Here is a 15,971-nt window from a genome sequence, read left to right as displayed (position 1 = left end):
TCGTGACCGCGACACCCCCTGACCTGCCCGTCGACGTCCTGACGCTCGCGGCGCTCGACCTGCGCGGCGCGCAGGTGCAGGACTGGCGCCACGAGCGCGACGCCTTCTCGTGGACGCTGCTCACCGGCGATGCCGACCGCGGGCACGAGCTCGTGGCCGTCACCTACGTCGGGGCGGTCGTGCTCCACGTCAACGGTCGAGAGCTCGACGCCGCGGTCCGGGGCGCAGCGGAGGTGGCCCGGTCGGAGGTCGTGCCCGCCGCGCAGGGAGGCTACGAGCACCACGTGACGTTGCGGGCGGCATACCGCCTCGTCGTGCGCTTCTGGAGCGTCGACCTGCGCCGGATGCCAGCCCCCGACCACCTCCGCCGCCCCCACCCCTGACCACCCCAATCGAAAGAGCACTTCGTCGGCCACTGTCCAATCGAAAGAGCACTTCGTCGGGTAATCCACCACTCCACCACCCGACGAATCGCTCTTTCGATCAGCGAGTGGGGTGCCCCACCCAATCGAAAGAGCACTCCGTCGGCCACTGTCCAATCGAAAGAGCACCTCGTCGGGTAATCCACCACTCCACCACCCGACGAATCGCTCTCTCGATCACGGGCGCGGCACCTCACCCAATCGAAAGAGCACTTCGTCGGGTAATCACGCATTCAACCACCCGACGGAGTGCTCTTTCGATTGCGTCGTTGGGGTCTGCGCTGTCTGTCAGGGGAGCCGCTCGTCGAGCATGAGGAACCAGTGCCGCGAGAAGCAGCGGACCTTCACGTGGCCCATGTCGCGCCACTCCACCCATGTCGGCATGCCGCACTCGGGGCAGTAGAGGGCGCGGCAGTCCTGCTCCGGAAGCGGCAGCGGCCCCGGGGCCAGGTCGTGGGCCTGGGGGTGTCTCTGGTCCTGCGTGGCCATGGCGTCCTCCGTCCTCGAGCGCTGAAGGACAGAGACACGCCCAGAACCGGTGATACCGGACGACGGGCGACCTCTCGGATGCGAGGCTGACGCTCCCAGGTCAACACGTCCTCACGAGGGTGGCCGTGGCTAGACGATACTGGAACGCCGTCCCCACCGGTATGTCGACGGACACCCCTCGCACGAGATCAGTTGTCTCCTCGCCGGTGGCATCGCGTCGCCAGATCTGACCCTCGCCCGAGAGCACGTGCCAGAACTCGCTCACGGTCGCATGGACTGTCGCTCGGTTGACCTGACCTGGCGCGACGGTGGAGTGGATCATGCTGCCGGTCTCGCCCTCGACGAGGACGCGGACCTCGGCCCCCGCAGGCGAGCGACCATCCGGGACAGAGGGGAACGAGCGAGTCTGCATGCCGACCTCCTGGTGATGCCGAGAATTGTCCCGCCGCTCAGGCGTATGTCACTACGCAGCTGCGACCGCGACCCGAGGCAGGCACTTGCCCGAGGCGCGAACTGCCCCGATCACTCCCGGAGTGGCGAAGAGCTGGCCCCGCCCCGGGGTGTCCGGGGTGGGGCCAGCTCGCTCTGAAGGGCGGCGCTCTACGAAACCCGCACCGCCTGAGCGCGCCGTATCACCGGGGCCAGAGCATCGCGTCGAGGTCGGGCAGGGTGCCGCGGGCCAGGTCGTCGGTGTCCTTGGCGGTCAGGCGCCCGGGAGCGAAGCTGCTCATCGGGCCGGAGACCGGCAGGTTCAACCGTGTGGAACGCAAGTCGACGGCATACGTGCCCGCGCTGGCGTCCACGGCGATGACACCATTGCTCGCCCCACTGACGACGAGACCCAGCTGGTGCCCGGCCGGGACGACGACGTCGTTGGCGGCCAGCTCGACAGTGACCTGGTGCTGGCCGGCCCCGTCGAGACGGGCCCAGCCGCGAGCGAGCACCTGCAGCTGGGTGCTCTGCAGGCGACGGGTGACGTCCTTGTAGCAGGCGTCATCCGTGGCGATCGATGCTCCCCAGCACGACTCCGTCCCGAGGGTCAGGGCGCCGTCACCGGTAGCGCTGACCCGATCCATCGCGCCGTAGTCGACGAGCATCACCGAGACCTGGCCGACCGGGGCCGTATGCGCCACGGCGAGGTCGACCGTCGGCGTGCCGGAGATCCGGACGTCCTGCGTCGTCGCCCCCGTGAGGAACTGCAACCGGTTCGGGTTGGCGGTCAGCGACACCGCGTTGGCCTCGCTCAGGCGGGAGTTGTTGACGTAGCTGGCGGTGCTGCGGTCCTGGGAACCGAGCGCCAGCGTGCCGTCCGCCCGAGGGTTGAGTGACATCGTGCGCGCGGACTGGATCGGCCACGTCCTGGACGTCTCGAACTGGTTCGGGGCGGTCTCGACCCGGACAGCCGGCTCCCGGTCGATGCCGTTGTCGATGCCCATGAGCTCGTGGTCGAACCAACGGTTCAGGGTGGTGACCCACTCCTGCCGGTCGCTGTCGAACGGGTCGACGTGACCGAGGCGAGTGAGCCACATCTTGCGCTCGACGCCCTGCTTGCCGAGGTCGGCCCACCACTTCGAGGCGTTCATCGTCTTGACGTTGTTGTCCTGCAGGCCGTGGACGACGAAGACGCTCGCCTTGACCTTCGAAGCGTCGTAAGAGCTGCCTGCGCGGTAGTCGCGCTCGGCCCAGAAGTCCGTGTAGGCACCGGTGGCGTCGGCGTCGTTGGCGTCCATGGAGGCCAGGCGAGCCGAGCAGTCCGTCGGGATGGTGCGGCGCTGGGCGATGGTCCGCGAGAGGCTGCTTGCGTAGTGCCGCGACTTCACGGCGCCCTGCCAGCGGTTGTAGTCGTACCAGGAGCTGATCGCGCTGATCGGCACGATCGTCTTCAGCCCGTCGACGCCGGTGGCGGCGACGCCGTTGGCGAGCGTCCCGTCGTAGGACTTGCCGATCATCCCAGTGTTGCCGTTGCTCCACGCGGCGTTGACAGCGGCGCCACTCGCGTCGCGGGCGGTGCCCTTGCCGTTCAGCCACTCGACGACGGCCTTGACCGACTCGATGTCGGAACGGCCGCCCTCGTCGGTGCACCCGGTGGACCGGGCGGTGCCCGCCATGTCGACGGCGACGAACGCGTAGCCGCGCGGGACGAAGTAGTTGTCGTAGTAGAGCGGGAACTTCGTCGGGTCGCCGTTGGTGCCGTACTCCTTGAACTCGGTGTCGTTGCCCCGTCCGAGGCTGAGGTAGTAGGGGCTGGCGTCCATGATGATCGGTATGCGTGCGGTGCCGTCGAGCTCGCGCGGCCGGATGATGTCGGCGGCGATGCGCTCCGTCTTGCCGTCTCCGTCGAGATCTGGGGTGTCGACCCAGACGGTCTCTCGGATGGCGTTGGTGTAGTCGTACATCGGCGACGTCATGCCCCCGACGAGCGAGACCGGGGGATTGTCGGTGGTGGTCGACGCCGCGTTGGCCTCGCCCAGCGTCCCGATGGCCAACGGTGCAACCACGGCGAGTGAGCTGGCGAGGGCCAGGATCCTGGCTTTCATGTGAGTCCTTCCTGCCCCCGGAACCGGCGATGTTCCTGGTGGGGTGAGGGGCTTTCACAAAGTAGCGGCGAAATGGCCGGAAAGGGGCGTGAGGTGAATCCGGATTCACCGATGACACAAGAAACCGTGTTCGTCGTGAGTTCACGCGTTTTCTGGGACCGGGCAGGATGTTGACTTGGCATTCCCTTAATCCCCACTGGTCCATAGTCATCGCAGTATCGTCACGTCACCGGAAAGGTGCTTCCGTGCAGGCGGAGGACGTGAACCAGGGGGCTCCCGTTGAGCAGTTTCGAGTCGTGGTCACTGGTGATCGGCGGCGCAGCCGTGGGGGTGAACCTGATCCTCTTCGTGGTGTTCGCACTCCAGCTGCGGGCCCTGAGACGGCAGGTTCAGCTGTCCGAGCGAATCGAGCAGGTGGCGGAAGGTCGCGCCCGACGACAAGCCACGGTGGAGTTCTACGCGACCACGCATGATCGCCGGATTCGATTCATGCGGTTGTTCGAGGAGCGCGGCCTGCTCACAGCCGAGGAGGTCTGCGAGGCGGCCCTGTCCGACAAGGAAGTTCGCAACCAACTCATTGACTACCTCAACTACTACGAGTTCCTGGCCGTCGGCGTGGCCACCGACACCTATGACTATGAGACGGTCAGGCGGCTCGCCGCCGGCCGGATCATGCGTATTGCCGAGGGTTACACGGCCTACATCGAATGGGCGCGCGCCACACAAGATCGCCGCCTGCTGTACACCGAGCTGGAGCACCTGGCGCAGAGGCTTCGGACGGACGCGGCGACCCCGCCGCGCTGACCGTGTCCAGGTTGGTCAGGCGAGCGGGTCGAATGCGAACTCGCGAACCTCCTGGGCACATCGGCAGGCGGTCGCCAGCTTCGCGGCCCATTCGAGGGCGGCCTCGCGTGAGGGCACCTCGACCACCGTGAACCCACCGGTGAGCTGGCTGGTCTGCGGATACGTGCCGCTCGTGACCGTCCCGTCGCCGGCCACGAGGACGGGCTCCACGGCCTCGTCGAGCCCGCCACTGAAGAGATACACACCGGCATCCTTGGCGTCCTTGATGACCGCGTGCGCGTCCGCCGAAACAGCAGGCCCCTCCTCCTGCGGAACGTCCATCGCGCTGCTGGGAAACGAGATCAGATACCGCGTCATGCCATGACTCCTTGTCCAGGCGGCCTCCACCGGCTGCCTTTCACCTCTTCCACGAACGCCGCCCCCCGGATCCGACACTCCTGCGCGAGTCGCCCGCCCTTCCACCCCGGTCCGGTGCGGACAACCGACGGGGAGGTCACGTGGCAGGCGGAGCCTTGCGCAGATAGAGGGCCCGGGCTGGGCAGTGCCGGATCGCCGTCCGCGCGTCGGGCTCGGGCACCGCGGGGTCGTCGACGACCGGATAGCCCCACTCGTCGAGGCGCACCTGGCTGAGCAGCTGGGCGCACACCCCGTGCCCCGTGCAGGCGATGCGGTCGACGGCCAGCGTCGTCTCCTCGGCGAGTCCGAGGCGGCGTCGGGTGTGGTCAGCGGGCGTGGACACGGGCACTCCTGCGGTCGTGGGTCGGGCAGCGCCCGGCCCGGTGCTCGCCGATGTGGTCGGCGAAGGCGTCGAGGGCCGACGCCGTGAAGCGGGCGATGCCGTCGGGGAAGCGACAGGCGCCTCGGCCGGGCAGCAGCCCAGCACGACCGCGCACGCGGGCGTATGCCGCAGGGTCGGCTTCCCCGAGCGCCCGCCAGTCAGCCGCGAGGGCCGGCAGACCGAACATGCACGGACCGCACTGGCCGGCGGACTCGCCCGCGGCATACGTCAGCAGTCGGTCGACGAGCTGCAGGGGGCAGTCGTCGGGGTGGGGGATCTCGATGACGCCAGGCCCCATGGAGGCTCCGACCTGCGCGAGGTCGGCGGACGACCACCGCAGGCCGGGCAGATCCGCCGTCCGGACGAAGGACCCGCCGAGGCCTCCGACGACGACGGCCGGCACCTCCGGCGAAAGCCCGCCGACGAGGTGGAGCAGGTGGCTGAGCGGCACGCCCGCCTGCGTCTCGACGACGACGCCCCGCGCGGTAGGCGTGTTGAGGGTGACGAGCCTCGGCCCGGGGTCGGCCGGCGTGCCCTGGGCGCGGAACCAGTCGGCGCCGAAGCGCGCGACCTGGCTGACCCGCCAGACGGTCTCGGCGTTGAGCACGACGGTCGGCCGGATGCGGCGCCCGTCGGAGCCGGCGCCGCCGCGGACGAAGGGCCGGCGCTTGGTCATCGGGCGGGCAAGGCCGCCGTGCGCGAGGGAGATGAGGGCCGACTCCTCGGACGAGACGTAGCGGGGAGGCGCCTCGAGCACTGGCAGCCCCGCGGCCAGCAGGGCTGCGGCGGTCGCGGAGCCCCGGTGGGCGGCATACCGGGCGGGTCGGCGGGCGCTGACGAGCGAGGCTCCCTCGACGAGCTCGGCGAGGTGGTGGGCGACGACCCAGCCGTCCTTGGCCGCGCCGATCTCGCCGTCGCAGGCGTTGACGACGAGGTCGGCAGCGCCGGCGACAGCCGCCGCGACCTTGGTGCCGGTGGGGAAGGCGGCCCCGCCCCGGCCCGTCAGGCCGGCGGAGTCGAGCAGGTGCGCGAGGGTCATGACCACTCCTGGGTTGCGACGTCGAGACGTCGTTGACGGTCGTGATGGGTGCCGGACCAGCGCCACGTGAGGGCAGCGAGCCCGGCCACCGCGCAGGCGATGGTCGTGCCGCGCAGCAGCGGCTCGCCGGAGGTGCCGAGGGCGAGGCCGTGGACGAGCGCCATCGGCCAGAGGGCGTAGGAGAGCACGTGGACCCGCCGCCACGTGCGCTCCGCGAGGCGGTGACGCAGCAGCGACGTGACGAGCACGGCGAGCATGATGTCGACGGCGAGCGTGCCGAGGCCGACCCAGAGCGGCTCGTAGCCCGACGTGAAGGGCAGCACAGCAGACACGAGGTCGATCGACACGTAGGTCTCCGCGATCGCTGTGGCGATGTGGCCGACCATGAAGACGACCATGCCGAGCGAGAGCCACCGGTGCAGTGCGACGACGACTGTCGCCGACTCGCCGTGAGGGCTCCGGCGGCCCGAGGTCACCATGCCGAGCACGAGCACGACGGTGAGCAGAACGATGCTGACGACACCCGTGGCGCGCGAGACATACCAGAGCAGCTCGTTCATCAGGCAGCCCACGCGACGGGGTCGGGCCAGCCGAGAGTCCGCACGACGCGCCCGTCGACGGCATCGAGGCGTGCCGGAATGCCCTGTGTCGCAAGCCATTCGGGAGCATCCTCGCCGAGGATGATCGCGGCCGTCGAGGCGGCGTTGGCCTCCAGGCTGCTGGCACCCGCGCAGCTGACCTGCGCCCACACCGTCGCGGCCGTCTGGCCGGTGCGCGGGTCGACGATGTGGTGGTGCGGACCGTCGTCGCCGAGCCACGCGCGGCGCTGGGTCGACGACGTCGCCACGGCCTGGCCCACGCTCGTGACGACCTGGAGCGGGTGCCCGGAGGCGTCGTCGATGCCGATCGACCAGCCACGGCGCGGCGGCTCACCGGCCACGGCGATGTCGCCGCCGAGGTTGACGAGGAAGCCGCCCGGCAGCGCGTCGGCGAGCATCGCGGCCACCGTGTCGGCGGCGTGGGCCTTCGCCGACGCACCGAGGTCGAGGAGGGTGCCACGGGGCACCTCGACGCGCCGCGCCGACGGGTTGAGGTGGACGGAGTGCCACCGTGGAACGCCCGCGATGCGCGTGCGGTGGAAGGTCCCACGCCCTCGCACCTGCGCGATGTCGGTGTCGTATCCCGTTGCCACGAGGGCCGATCCGACCGTCGGGTCCACGAGACCGCCCGTCAGTCGCGCTGCACGCAGAGCCGCCACGAGGTATGCCGTGAAGGTCGTCGTGACGAACGCATCCACCGCGTTGTGCTCGGCACGCGCCGCGAGACGGCTCACCTCGGAGTCGGGCCGGAAGCGGCTCACCGCGAGGTCGACGTCAGCCAGGTGGGCGAGGGCGATCCGCGCCGCTTCGCCCGCTACCTCGGGACGGGTGACGACGAGCGAGTTCGTCGTGCCGAACGCCTCGAGGGGAACGGTCGCGAGCGCCTCTCGGGTGGGCAGGGCGCTCATCACGACCCCCCGGAGCTGCTCTGGGCACCGGCCGCCGAGCCGCCGAGAGGCGCCACGGCGGCGAACCCGCTCGATGACGAGCCGGAGTCGGAGGCATTCGAGCCCGATGAGCTCGTGTCGGACGAGCTGGTGTCGGACGAGCTAGAGCCGCTGGAGGACACCTGGCTCACCGTCTGCGTGGCGACGGTCTGGGTCTGCGCCTCAGCGAGGTGGACCCCGACGGCGCCGACGAGGACGGTCGAGGCGGTGAGCAGGCCGGCGGTCCAGAGCTTTGCCCTCTGCAGCGCTCGGGGGGTGGCTCGGGGGGTGGCACGGTGTGACGGGTTCATGCGAACTCCTTCCGGGAATGTCTCCACCGTCGCCACCCCGGTTGTGGCCGTGCTGTGTGATGTCGATGACCTGACCCTGAGGTCCGGCGCGATCCGCTGCGCCGCGCAGCGTGTGCCGCAAGACTGAGGTGTGCCTCGCCGGCAGCGGCTTCACGCCCTCGATGCGATCTTCCTTCCGATGGAGACCAGCATCCAGTCGCTCCACGTCGGCTCGGTGCTCGTCCTCGAAGGAGTGCCGCCCGACCCCGGTGCCTTCCGTGATCACGTCGCCGCCGCTGTGGCTCAGGTGCCGTGCCTCGGCTGGCGCGCGATGCCGATTCCGCTCGACCTCGGGCGGCCGCTTTGGGTCGACGCGCCGGAGTCCGACCCGGCCGACCGCGTGCACCACGTGACGCTCGACGGGCCCGGTGAGGCGGGCGACGATGAGCTGCGCGCTCTCGTCTGCGAGGTCATGGGTCGGCGGCTCGACCCCGACCAGCCCCTCTGGGAGCTCTGGCAGGTCGACGGACTGGCCGGCGGGCGTTGGGCCGTCGTCGCCAAGGCGCACCACACGATGGTCGACGGCCAGAGCGGATCCGACCTCGTCGCAGCCCTGCTCACGGATACCCCGCCTCCGGCGGGCAGCCCGCGCCCTCCCACCGGAGGCGACAGTCAACCTCCCCCGACGCGGAGAGCGCTCGTCGCAGACCTCCTCCGGTGGCTCTGCCTCCTGCCGCTGCGGTCCCTGCGGCTGCTGCTCCGCTCGGCCCTCCACCCGCGGGCCGCCGGTCGCCGAGCCGCTCAGGTCCGCTTCGGCCTGCGCCAGGTGCTCGTGCCGGACCTCCCGCCGTCGGTGCTCACGGGCCCCCTTGGGGCGCAACGCAGTTGGGGGTGGACGTCGATCGACCTGACTCCGCTGGCACGTGCGGCCGAGGGGGCCGGCGCCACCGTCAACGACCTCTATCTCGCGGCACTTGCAGGAGGGCTCCGGCGCTTCCTGCTGGGCCGCGGAGAACCTGTCGACTCCGTCGTCGTGCGCGCCATCGTGCCTGTGTCGGGCCGCCCCTCCCAGCAGCACGCCGCGCGACAGTCCGGCCGGCCCCTGCGCCCGGGCAACCTCGCGTCGGCGATGTTCGTCGTGCTGCCGGTCGACCTCGACAGCACCGTTGCCCGGCTGGCCGCCGTCAGTGCACGAACGGCTGAGCAGAAGGCGCGCGGGGTGCCCGCCGCCACGGCGGCCGTCGTGCGGATGGCCGACCACATCCCCGCCGTGCTGCTCGCCCGAGGGGCCCGCGCGTACGGACGCTCGGGACAGGGCCGAGTCAACCTCGTCGCCTCCAACGTGCGCGGCCCGGCGACGGAGCAGCACCTGCTCGGCAGCCGGCTCGTCGAGCTGATCCCCTGGGTTCCGACCGCTGAGGAGGTGCGGGTCAGCACCGCGATGGTCACGTGCAACGGACGCATGACGATCGGCATCACCGCCGACGCCACCGCCCTGCCCGACGTCGACGACCTCATCGCGGCGGTGGCGCAGGAGCTCACCGCGCTGGCCGCGACCCACGGCGCCGGCTCGAGGAGCGGAACACGACGAGCCAATCGAAAGAGCACTCCGTCGCCCACCCCTCTGTAATCGAGAGAGCGATCCGTCGGGTCGTGGGACGCGTAACTACCCGACGAAGTGCTCTTTCGATTGGGGTTGCCCGGCCCCCCGCGCAACCGAGAGATCACTCCGTCGCCCCAGCCCATGATCGAGAGAGCGATCCGCCGGCCCACCCCATGATCGAGAGAGCGATCCGTCGGGTGGTGGAATGCTGAACTACCCGACGAAGTGCTCTTTCGATTGGGGTGGGGCCCCCCACCGCGGCTTACCCCATCGCGAGGGACACTGCCTGCGGCACGACCATGCGCCAGGCGTCGAGCACGATCTCGCGCATCCGCTGCACGTCGAGCGCATCGAGGCGCACCTCGACCCAGTTGAAGCGCAGGTCGGACCGCCGCGGCATGAGGAAGACGTCGGGCTCGCTCGCGACGAGGACGTCGCGCTCCTCCTTGGGGAAGGCGAAGCCCATCTGCGTCTCGTCGGAGGAGAAGGCGAGCCACACGATCTTGCCCACCCTGAACTTCACCCGGTCGCGCACGAGCACCTCGTAGGACCGAGGCAGCCCCATCGCGACCTCACGCACCTGCTCGACGGTCACCGGCACCATCCCACCTTGTCACGAGCGCCACCGCACCGCACCGGCGCGACCCCGCAGCACGCTCGCGCGAGCCCTTCCGCGGAGGCGGGCGGACGGCATACCCTCTCGGTGTCGCGACCTCGACGGCGCTGGGCCGGGCGGGCTGAAACGTCGACCCGACGAAGGAGCGACGGATGTCCGACGACCCCACACCCAACCCCGCCACCCCGACCATCCCCGCCGCGGGCAGCATGCCCGAGCGGCTGATGGCCTTCCTCGACCGCCTCGGCGCGGTGCTCGCAGCCCGCGGCGACGCCGTGGCGCTGCTCGGGCTCGGCTCGGTCGGGCGCGACCTGCACCGGCTCGACGAGCACTCCGACGCCGACTTCTTCGTCGTCGTCGACGACGCCGCTGCCCGGCAGCGCTACCTCGACGACCTCGGCTGGCTGGAGGCCGCGCAGCCGATCGTGTGGTCGTTCGAGAACAGTCCCGTCGGCCGCAAGGCGCTGCTCGTGGGCGGGCTCTTCGCGGAGTATGCCGTCTTCTCCCTCAGCGACATGGTGACCGCGGGCTACCCGCCGGGCCGAGTGCACTGGCAGCGCGCCGACGCGCCCGCGGGCCTCGACACCCCCACCGCGCCGCTTCCCGGCACACCGAGCCTCGGGGAGCAGGTGGGTGAGGCGATCACCAACCTCTACGTCGGGTTGCACCGCGACCTGCGCGGCGAGCGCCTGACGGCGACCCGCTTCATCCAGGGGTATGCCGTCGACCGCTGGGTCACGATCCTCGGCCTCCTCGGCCTGGGGAACGGGCCGCAGCAGGATCTCTTCGCCGTCGACCGGGGGGTCGAGCGGCGCTTCGGAGCCGAGCTGCTGCCCTTGGCCGACCTCGTGCCCGGCTACGAGCGCAACGCCCACGCGGCTCGCACGCTGCTCCGGCTGATGGAGCAGCACGTCGAGCTCGACCGGACGATCGTCGCCGCGGTGCGCGAGCTCCTCGAGCGCGCCGACGACGACGCCGAGGCGCGGGCTGGGGCGTAGCCGAAGGGAGCGTGGCCGGAGCGAGCGACTCGAAGGCCCGTCAGGGCTGCTGTCGAGGTGTCGTTCCGGCCGCTGGCCGCCTGATCAGCGCGCGGGGTGGGGCTCGAAGCGGCCGACGGCATCGACCACGACGTCCGTGCGGCCCGCGTGGTTGTAGATGTTGAACCTCCCCTGGCTGACCGGCATGACGGCGAAGCCGGCCACGGTCTGGCCCGCGGCCGGGTTGAGGTTGCTGCCCTTGGGCCGGCCGGCGCCGTAGGACCAGAGCGACAGGAAGGTCGAGGCGGTCGGGGCCACGGCCGCCACATTGGCCACGACGGCGCGCGTGCCAGCAGGGGCGGCCGTGCTCGGCGCCTGCACCCAGTTCGTGTCAGCCGTGCCCAGGGTGGTCGTGCCGCGCCCGATCCGGGTGTCGACGATGCGCTGGGGCGAGGAGGCCGGTCGGTAGATGAGTCCACCCGGCTCGGCCGCGCTGTAGGCACCGTTGACGTCGACGATGACGTCGACCGCGGCGGCGCCGAAGACGCTGATGTCGATGTACCTCGTGTAGAGGTCGTCGACGGGCGTGAAGACCGGCACGACGCCGGCGTTCGTCGTCGTCTGGCCCTTGCGGTAGTTGAGGTAGGACGTCTTGGGGTAGTTGATGCCGTCCCAGACGGAGAGGTAGCCGCTGCTGCTCGGACTCACGACGGTGACGGTGACGGCGAGGGCGGCCGTGCTGTTGGAGAGGCTGAGGTTGCTCAGGCGAACCGGGACGGTCTTCGTCGCCTCCGGTGACACCGGCGCGCTACCGCGCGTGTCGAGCACCCGCTGGGAGCCCAGCGGGAAGAAGTCGTACCCCGACACCGTGCCGGAGCCGTCGTAGTAGTAGCCCTGCACGTCGACGATGACGTGGACCGTGCCCGTCCCGTTGTTGCGCACGCTGACCCAGCCCTCGGAGTCCAGCGGCACGGTGACGAGGTTGGCGCGGGTGTCACCTGCGACGAAGTTGAGGCTGCTCGTGCCGGATGCCGACCGCCCCCGCGCGACCGCGGCGATGTTGCCGCTGCGGGACGGCTGGGTGACGGTGAGGTTGAGCACCGCGGCACCGAGACCCCGCGCCGGCACCTCGCCCCGGCCGGCCACCTTGACGTTGACCGTCTCACCCGCGCGGAGCGGGCGACCGAAGGAGGCCCAGCGCGAGTCGAAGAGCCGGTCGGGTCGATACATCGGCTCGAACGTGCCGACGACCCAGGGATCCGCTGCCGTCACCATGGCCGGCGCAGACGCGGCCGTGGCCGGCGCCGCCGTCAGCGCTGACTGCGCGGAGGGCAGCGTGGGCGCCGCGTCCGCGGGTGCGGTGAGAAGGGGGGCGGCGAGCACGGCGAGCGCCGTCACGACCCCGAGGAGAAGACTGCGTCGCACGAGCGCCCCTGATTGTCCGAAAGATCACCTCCGTGGTGGCCGAGCGCAAGGTATCACCGGTTCACCGCCGGGTGAGGTCGCAGGAGCCAGTGCGCTCGAGAAGAGTGGATCGGCCGGCGCATCGTCCCGCCCCCGAGCGGGTCAGCCGCCCGAGAGGTCGAGCTCGTAGGCGAGCAGGCCGAGCCCGGGCACGGGCGACCAGTCGCGACCCGGCGCACGCGTGAAGCCGGCGCGCTCGTAGACCCGCTGGGCGGCATACATCATCGGCTGCGTCGACAGCACCAGCCGGCGGCGCCCGAGCGCCCGGGCGCGGTCGATGCACTCCTGCACGAGGATGGTGCCGACGCCGCGGCCGCGGCCGGCCGGCGCGACGGCGAGCGTCCGGAACTCGGCCTCGCCCTCATGCGCGAGGTCCGCGAAGGGGCCCGGCCCGGGCACGAAGGTCACGCCGCCGAGAACCTGCCCCTCGCCGTCGACGGCGACGAGAACCTCGCCGTGGGCGGCCCGGTGGGCGACGTCGCGCAGCACCCGGAGGTAGGGGTCGTCGCGGCCGAAGTCGAGCAGGCCGTCGTCGAGGTACGCCGACGCCGTCAGCGCGCCGAGCTGCTCGTAGTCCGCGGTCCGGGCCGCACGGATCGTGACGTCATCCACGGCGCCAGTCTCGCAGGCGGGGGTGCGTCAGCCGGCGAGCTGCCAGGCGACGAGACCGAAGAGCACGCCGAGGGCGTTGGTCGCCCAGTGCATGCCGACGCTCGCGAAGATGCTGCCGGTGCGGCGACGCAGCTCGCCGGCGACGAGGCCACCCGCGGCGGTGAAGAGCACGGTGCCGATGATGACGCCGACCTTCGCGAAGCCGCCGAGTGCGGCGAACGCACCGCCGATCGCGGCGTTGCCCGTCGCGGAGGCCGCTGCGGGGAGGACGTGCCAGAGGCCGAAGAGCAGTGACGAGCCGACGAGCACCTGCCACATGCGGGCGTGCCGCGACAGGAAGCCCCAGAGGACGGACCGGAAGGCCACCTCCTCGAGCAGGACGGTGCCGACCGGGATGAGGACGAAGGCTGTCAGCAGCGCTCCGGCGGGCGGCAGGTGGTAGCGCGCGTCGAGGAAGGCGGTGCGGGTCGAGGGGAGCAGCACCCCGACGAGGTAGACGAGCGCGACGACGGCGATGACGCCCAGGCCCCAGCGGATGCCCTTGGCGTGGGTGCGTCGGGCGAGCCCGAGCTGGTGCCACGACAGGCCCTGGAGGCGGGCGAAGAGCAGCAGCGCCACCGCACCGGCCGGGCCGAGCCACATCGTGTCCCACCCGAGCACGTGGTTGGCGAGGTTGACGCCGACGAGGGCGAAGACGACGACGACGGTCGAGGCGAGACGGGCCCGACGGCCGCGGGCGATGAGCGCCAGGCGGCGCGTCGTGACCGCGGAGTGACGGGTCACCTCAGCAGTCACAGGGGACGCGTCAGACGCAGAGGTCCCAGAGGTGTGCAGATGTGCATCGGGAGTGGCGGTGAGGGTCAGCACGGGCGTCGTCATGTTCCCTCCATGGTCCCACGTCAACCTGTGGAGGGCCTGTGGTAGAGGCTCGCCCCGAGGTGGCTCGACTGGAAGGATCGGGCGGTGACCTCCTCACCGTCCCGCTCGCTCCCGTCCGCCTCCAGCACCCTCGCGGACGCGGGCGCCGAAGCCGCCGACCACGCGGCCGCCCACGCGCCCGCCAACCGCGCGGCGGACTGGTGGCGCAACGCCGTGGTCTACCAGATCTACCCGCGGTCGTTCTGCGACAGCAACGGCGACGGTGTCGGTGACCTGGCGGGCATCACGTCACGCCTCGACTACCTGAGCGACCTCGGCGTCGACGTGCTCTGGCTCTCGCCGGTGTACCGCTCGCCGATGGACGACAACGGCTACGACATCAGCGACTACCAGGACGTCGACCCCCTCTTCGGCTCGCTGGACGACCTCGACGCGCTCATCGCCGGCTGCCACGAGCGGGGCCTGCGGCTCGTCATGGACCTCGTCGTCAACCACACCTCCGACGAGCACCCGTGGTTCGTCGAGTCGCGCGACCCGAGCTCGCCCAAGCGCGACTGGTACTGGTGGCGGCCGGCGCGCCCGGGTCACGAGCCCGGCGCCCCGGGTGCCGAGCCCAACAACTGGGGAGCGGCCTTCTCCGGTCCGGCCTGGCACCTCGACGAGCAGAGCGGGGAGTACTACCTCCACCTCTTCTCGCCCAAGCAGCCCGACCTCAACTGGGAGAACCCGGAGGTACGCGAGGCGGTCTACGCGATGATGCGCTGGTGGGTCGACCGGGGCGTCGACGGCTTCCGCATGGATGTCATCAACTTCATCTCCAAGGACGTCACGCTGCCCGACGGTCCCCAGGGCCCCGGTCAGCCCCACGGGTCCGCCTTCCCCGGATCGGCGAACGGGCCGCGCCTCGACGAGTTCCTCGCCGAGATGAACCGCGAGGTGGGCCTCACCGACCAGCACCTGCTCTCCGTCGGTGAGATGCCTGGGTCGACCATCGAGGTGGCACGCCGGGTCACCGACCCGAGCCGCGACGAGCTCAACATGGTCTTCACCTTCGAGCACGTCGACCTCGACGTCGCTCCGGGCGGGCTCAAGTGGGACCTCGCGGACCTGCCCCTGCCGGTGCTCAAGCGCAACCTCGAGTCGTGGCAGCTCGGGCTGGCCGACGTCGGGTGGAACTCGCTCTACTGGAACAACCACGACCAGCCGCGCGCCGTGTCGCGCTTCGGCGACGACAGCGACGAGCACCGGGTCCACTCCGCCAAGACCCTCGCGACGGTCCTGCACCTGCACCGCGGCACGCCCTACGTCTACCAGGGCGAGGAGCTCGGCATGACGAACGCCGGCTTCGCCGAGATCGGGCACTACCGCGACATCGAGTCGGTCAACTACCACGCGGCCGCGCTCGTCCTCGGCGTCGACCCCGAGACGGTGCTCCGGTCGCTCGCGGTCAAGAGCCGCGACAACGCCCGCACTCCGATGCAGTGGGACGACACGGCATACGGCGGCTTCACGAGCGGGCAGCCTTGGCTGCCAGTCAACCCCAACCACAAGACGATCAATGCCGTTGCAGCACAAGCTGATCCGCGCTCGGTGTTTGCCCACTACCGATCGCTCATCGAGCTGCGCCACACGAGCCCCGTCGTCGTCGACGGAAGGTTCGAGCTGCTGCTGCCCGACCACGAGCAGCTGTGGGTCATCACCCGAACGCTCGGCAGTGACCGCCTGCTCGTGCTGGCCAACTGCTCGTCGTATGCCGTCACTGCACCGTCCGAGGAGCTGCCGCCGCTCGACGGGGCGGAGGTCCTGCTCGCCACCCACCCCGGCAGCACGGGGCTCGACCTCGCCCCGTGGGAGTCGCGGATCTACGCGCTGAGGGACTGAGCGGACACCTGCGCCCCGGCCGTGGGCGGTCCGATCCGGCCCATGAGTGTCAAGA

At 70.8% G+C, this 15,971-nt stretch carries 17 protein-coding genes; 5 read left to right on the top strand and 12 right to left on the bottom strand.

Features of this window, described 5'->3' with window-relative positions:
- Positions 1–2 precede the first annotated feature (2 nt).
- Positions 3–383, top strand: coding sequence for a hypothetical protein (locus FHX52_RS18630; RefSeq protein ID WP_141823890.1), 381 nt, complete (start codon positions 3–5; stop codon positions 381–383).
- Between the two features lie 327 nt (positions 384–710).
- On the opposite strand, the gene FHX52_RS18625 is transcribed toward FHX52_RS18630, so the two are convergent.
- Complete coding sequence (locus tag FHX52_RS18625) at positions 711–911, bottom strand: hypothetical protein (protein ID WP_141823889.1); 201 nt, start codon at positions 909–911, stop codon at positions 711–713.
- A 632-nt stretch (positions 912–1,543) separates the two neighbouring features.
- On the bottom strand, positions 1,544–3,448 hold the full coding sequence (locus tag FHX52_RS18615; protein WP_141823888.1) for a CocE/NonD family hydrolase: 1,905 nt from the start codon (positions 3,446–3,448) through the stop codon (positions 1,544–1,546).
- A 279-nt stretch (positions 3,449–3,727) separates the two neighbouring features.
- Here FHX52_RS18615 and FHX52_RS18610 point away from each other — a divergent pair, with 279 nt between their 5' ends.
- The gene (locus FHX52_RS18610) at positions 3,728–4,252 is read left to right on the top strand and encodes a DUF4760 domain-containing protein (protein WP_141823887.1); all 525 of its coding nucleotides are present in this window, start codon (positions 3,728–3,730) and stop codon (positions 4,250–4,252) included.
- A gap of 15 nt (positions 4,253–4,267) precedes the next feature.
- Here the strand turns inward: FHX52_RS18610 and FHX52_RS18605 are convergent, their stop codons facing one another.
- The 6 genes from FHX52_RS18605 to FHX52_RS18580 form a co-directional block, all read right to left on the bottom strand.
- Complete coding sequence (locus tag FHX52_RS18605) at positions 4,268–4,609, bottom strand: YciI family protein (RefSeq protein ID WP_141824762.1); 342 nt, start codon at positions 4,607–4,609, stop codon at positions 4,268–4,270.
- 136 nt (positions 4,610–4,745) lie between these two features.
- Positions 4,746–4,991, bottom strand: a complete 246-nt coding sequence (locus FHX52_RS18600) for a ferredoxin (protein WP_185747379.1) — start codon at positions 4,989–4,991, stop codon at positions 4,746–4,748.
- Positions 4,975–6,069: an NADH-ubiquinone oxidoreductase-F iron-sulfur binding region domain-containing protein gene (locus FHX52_RS18595; RefSeq protein WP_141823886.1), complete on the bottom strand. Its 1,095-nt coding sequence runs from the start codon at positions 6,067–6,069 to the stop codon at positions 4,975–4,977. Before FHX52_RS18595 ends, FHX52_RS18600 begins: the two co-directional genes overlap by 17 nt.
- Positions 6,066–6,629 carry a ferric reductase-like transmembrane domain-containing protein gene (locus FHX52_RS18590; RefSeq protein WP_141823885.1) on the bottom strand — a complete coding sequence of 188 codons (564 nt, stop codon included), beginning with the start codon at positions 6,627–6,629 and terminating at the stop codon, positions 6,066–6,068. Before FHX52_RS18590 ends, FHX52_RS18595 begins: the two co-directional genes overlap by 4 nt.
- Positions 6,629–7,576 (bottom strand): FAD:protein FMN transferase, encoded by a 948-nt coding sequence (locus FHX52_RS18585; RefSeq protein ID WP_141823884.1) that lies wholly within the window; start codon positions 7,574–7,576, stop codon positions 6,629–6,631. The genes FHX52_RS18590 and FHX52_RS18585 overlap by 1 nt, the downstream gene beginning before the upstream one ends.
- Positions 7,576–7,905 carry a hypothetical protein gene (locus FHX52_RS18580; protein WP_141823883.1) on the bottom strand — a complete coding sequence of 110 codons (330 nt, stop codon included), beginning with the start codon at positions 7,903–7,905 and terminating at the stop codon, positions 7,576–7,578. Before FHX52_RS18580 ends, FHX52_RS18585 begins: the two co-directional genes overlap by 1 nt.
- Positions 7,906–8,035: 130 nt before the next feature.
- Between FHX52_RS18580 and FHX52_RS18575 the strand changes: the two genes are divergently transcribed.
- Positions 8,036–9,514, top strand: a complete 1,479-nt coding sequence (locus FHX52_RS18575) for a wax ester/triacylglycerol synthase family O-acyltransferase (protein ID WP_281288034.1) — start codon at positions 8,036–8,038, stop codon at positions 9,512–9,514.
- A gap of 235 nt (positions 9,515–9,749) precedes the next feature.
- Here FHX52_RS18575 and FHX52_RS18570 read toward each other — a convergent pair whose 3' ends face one another.
- Positions 9,750–10,088, bottom strand: a complete 339-nt coding sequence (locus FHX52_RS18570; RefSeq protein ID WP_141823881.1) for an MmcQ/YjbR family DNA-binding protein — start codon at positions 10,086–10,088, stop codon at positions 9,750–9,752.
- Positions 10,089–10,255: 167 nt separating this feature from the next.
- On the opposite strand from FHX52_RS18570, the gene FHX52_RS18565 reads away from it, so the two are divergent.
- Entirely contained in the window at positions 10,256–11,101 is an 846-nt protein-coding gene (locus FHX52_RS18565) for a hypothetical protein (RefSeq protein WP_141823880.1), read from the top strand.
- An 84-nt stretch (positions 11,102–11,185) separates the two neighbouring features.
- Here the strand turns inward: FHX52_RS18565 and FHX52_RS18560 are convergent, their stop codons facing one another.
- The 3 genes from FHX52_RS18560 to FHX52_RS18550 all read right to left on the bottom strand — a co-directional run bounded on the left by FHX52_RS18560 (position 11,186) and on the right by FHX52_RS18550 (position 14,035).
- Entirely contained in the window at positions 11,186–12,505 is a 1,320-nt protein-coding gene (locus FHX52_RS18560) for a hypothetical protein (RefSeq protein WP_141823879.1), read from the bottom strand.
- 141 nt (positions 12,506–12,646) lie between these two features.
- Positions 12,647–13,156 (bottom strand): GNAT family N-acetyltransferase, encoded by a 510-nt coding sequence (locus FHX52_RS18555; RefSeq protein ID WP_141823878.1) that lies wholly within the window; start codon positions 13,154–13,156, stop codon positions 12,647–12,649.
- 27 nt (positions 13,157–13,183) lie between these two features.
- The gene (locus FHX52_RS18550; RefSeq protein ID WP_141823877.1) at positions 13,184–14,035 is read right to left on the bottom strand and encodes a CPBP family intramembrane glutamic endopeptidase; all 852 of its coding nucleotides are present in this window, start codon (positions 14,033–14,035) and stop codon (positions 13,184–13,186) included.
- Between the two features lie 84 nt (positions 14,036–14,119).
- Here FHX52_RS18550 and FHX52_RS18545 point away from each other — a divergent pair, with 84 nt between their 5' ends.
- Positions 14,120–15,916, top strand: a complete 1,797-nt coding sequence (locus tag FHX52_RS18545; protein WP_141823876.1) for an alpha-glucosidase — start codon at positions 14,120–14,122, stop codon at positions 15,914–15,916.
- The last annotated feature ends 55 nt before the right edge of the window (positions 15,917–15,971 follow it).

The sequence above is a fragment of the Humibacillus xanthopallidus genome, from assembly GCF_006717145.1.
Lineage (GTDB): Bacteria > Actinomycetota > Actinomycetes > Actinomycetales > Dermatophilaceae > Humibacillus > Humibacillus xanthopallidus.
Note: the sequence above shows the minus strand (reverse complement) of the source record. Positions and strands in the feature narration are given on the sequence as shown.

Coding starts and splice junctions, on each gene's coding strand:
- FHX52_RS18550 (WP_141823877.1), bottom strand. CDS start 14,035: ATGACGACGCCCGTGCTGACCCTCACCGCCACTCCCGATGCACATCTG.
- FHX52_RS18625 (WP_141823889.1), bottom strand. CDS start 911: ATGGCCACGCAGGACCAGAGACACCCCCAGGCCCACGACCTGGCCCCG.
- FHX52_RS18615 (WP_141823888.1), bottom strand. CDS start 3,448: ATGAAAGCCAGGATCCTGGCCCTCGCCAGCTCACTCGCCGTGGTTGCA.
- FHX52_RS18565 (WP_141823880.1), top strand. CDS start 10,256: ATGTCCGACGACCCCACACCCAACCCCGCCACCCCGACCATCCCCGCC.
- FHX52_RS18605 (WP_141824762.1), bottom strand. CDS start 4,609: ATGACGCGGTATCTGATCTCGTTTCCCAGCAGCGCGATGGACGTTCCG.
- FHX52_RS18580 (WP_141823883.1), bottom strand. CDS start 7,905: ATGAACCCGTCACACCGTGCCACCCCCCGAGCCACCCCCCGAGCGCTG.
- FHX52_RS18590 (WP_141823885.1), bottom strand. CDS start 6,629: ATGAACGAGCTGCTCTGGTATGTCTCGCGCGCCACGGGTGTCGTCAGC.
- FHX52_RS18585 (WP_141823884.1), bottom strand. CDS start 7,576: ATGAGCGCCCTGCCCACCCGAGAGGCGCTCGCGACCGTTCCCCTCGAG.
- FHX52_RS18595 (WP_141823886.1), bottom strand. CDS start 6,069: ATGACCCTCGCGCACCTGCTCGACTCCGCCGGCCTGACGGGCCGGGGC.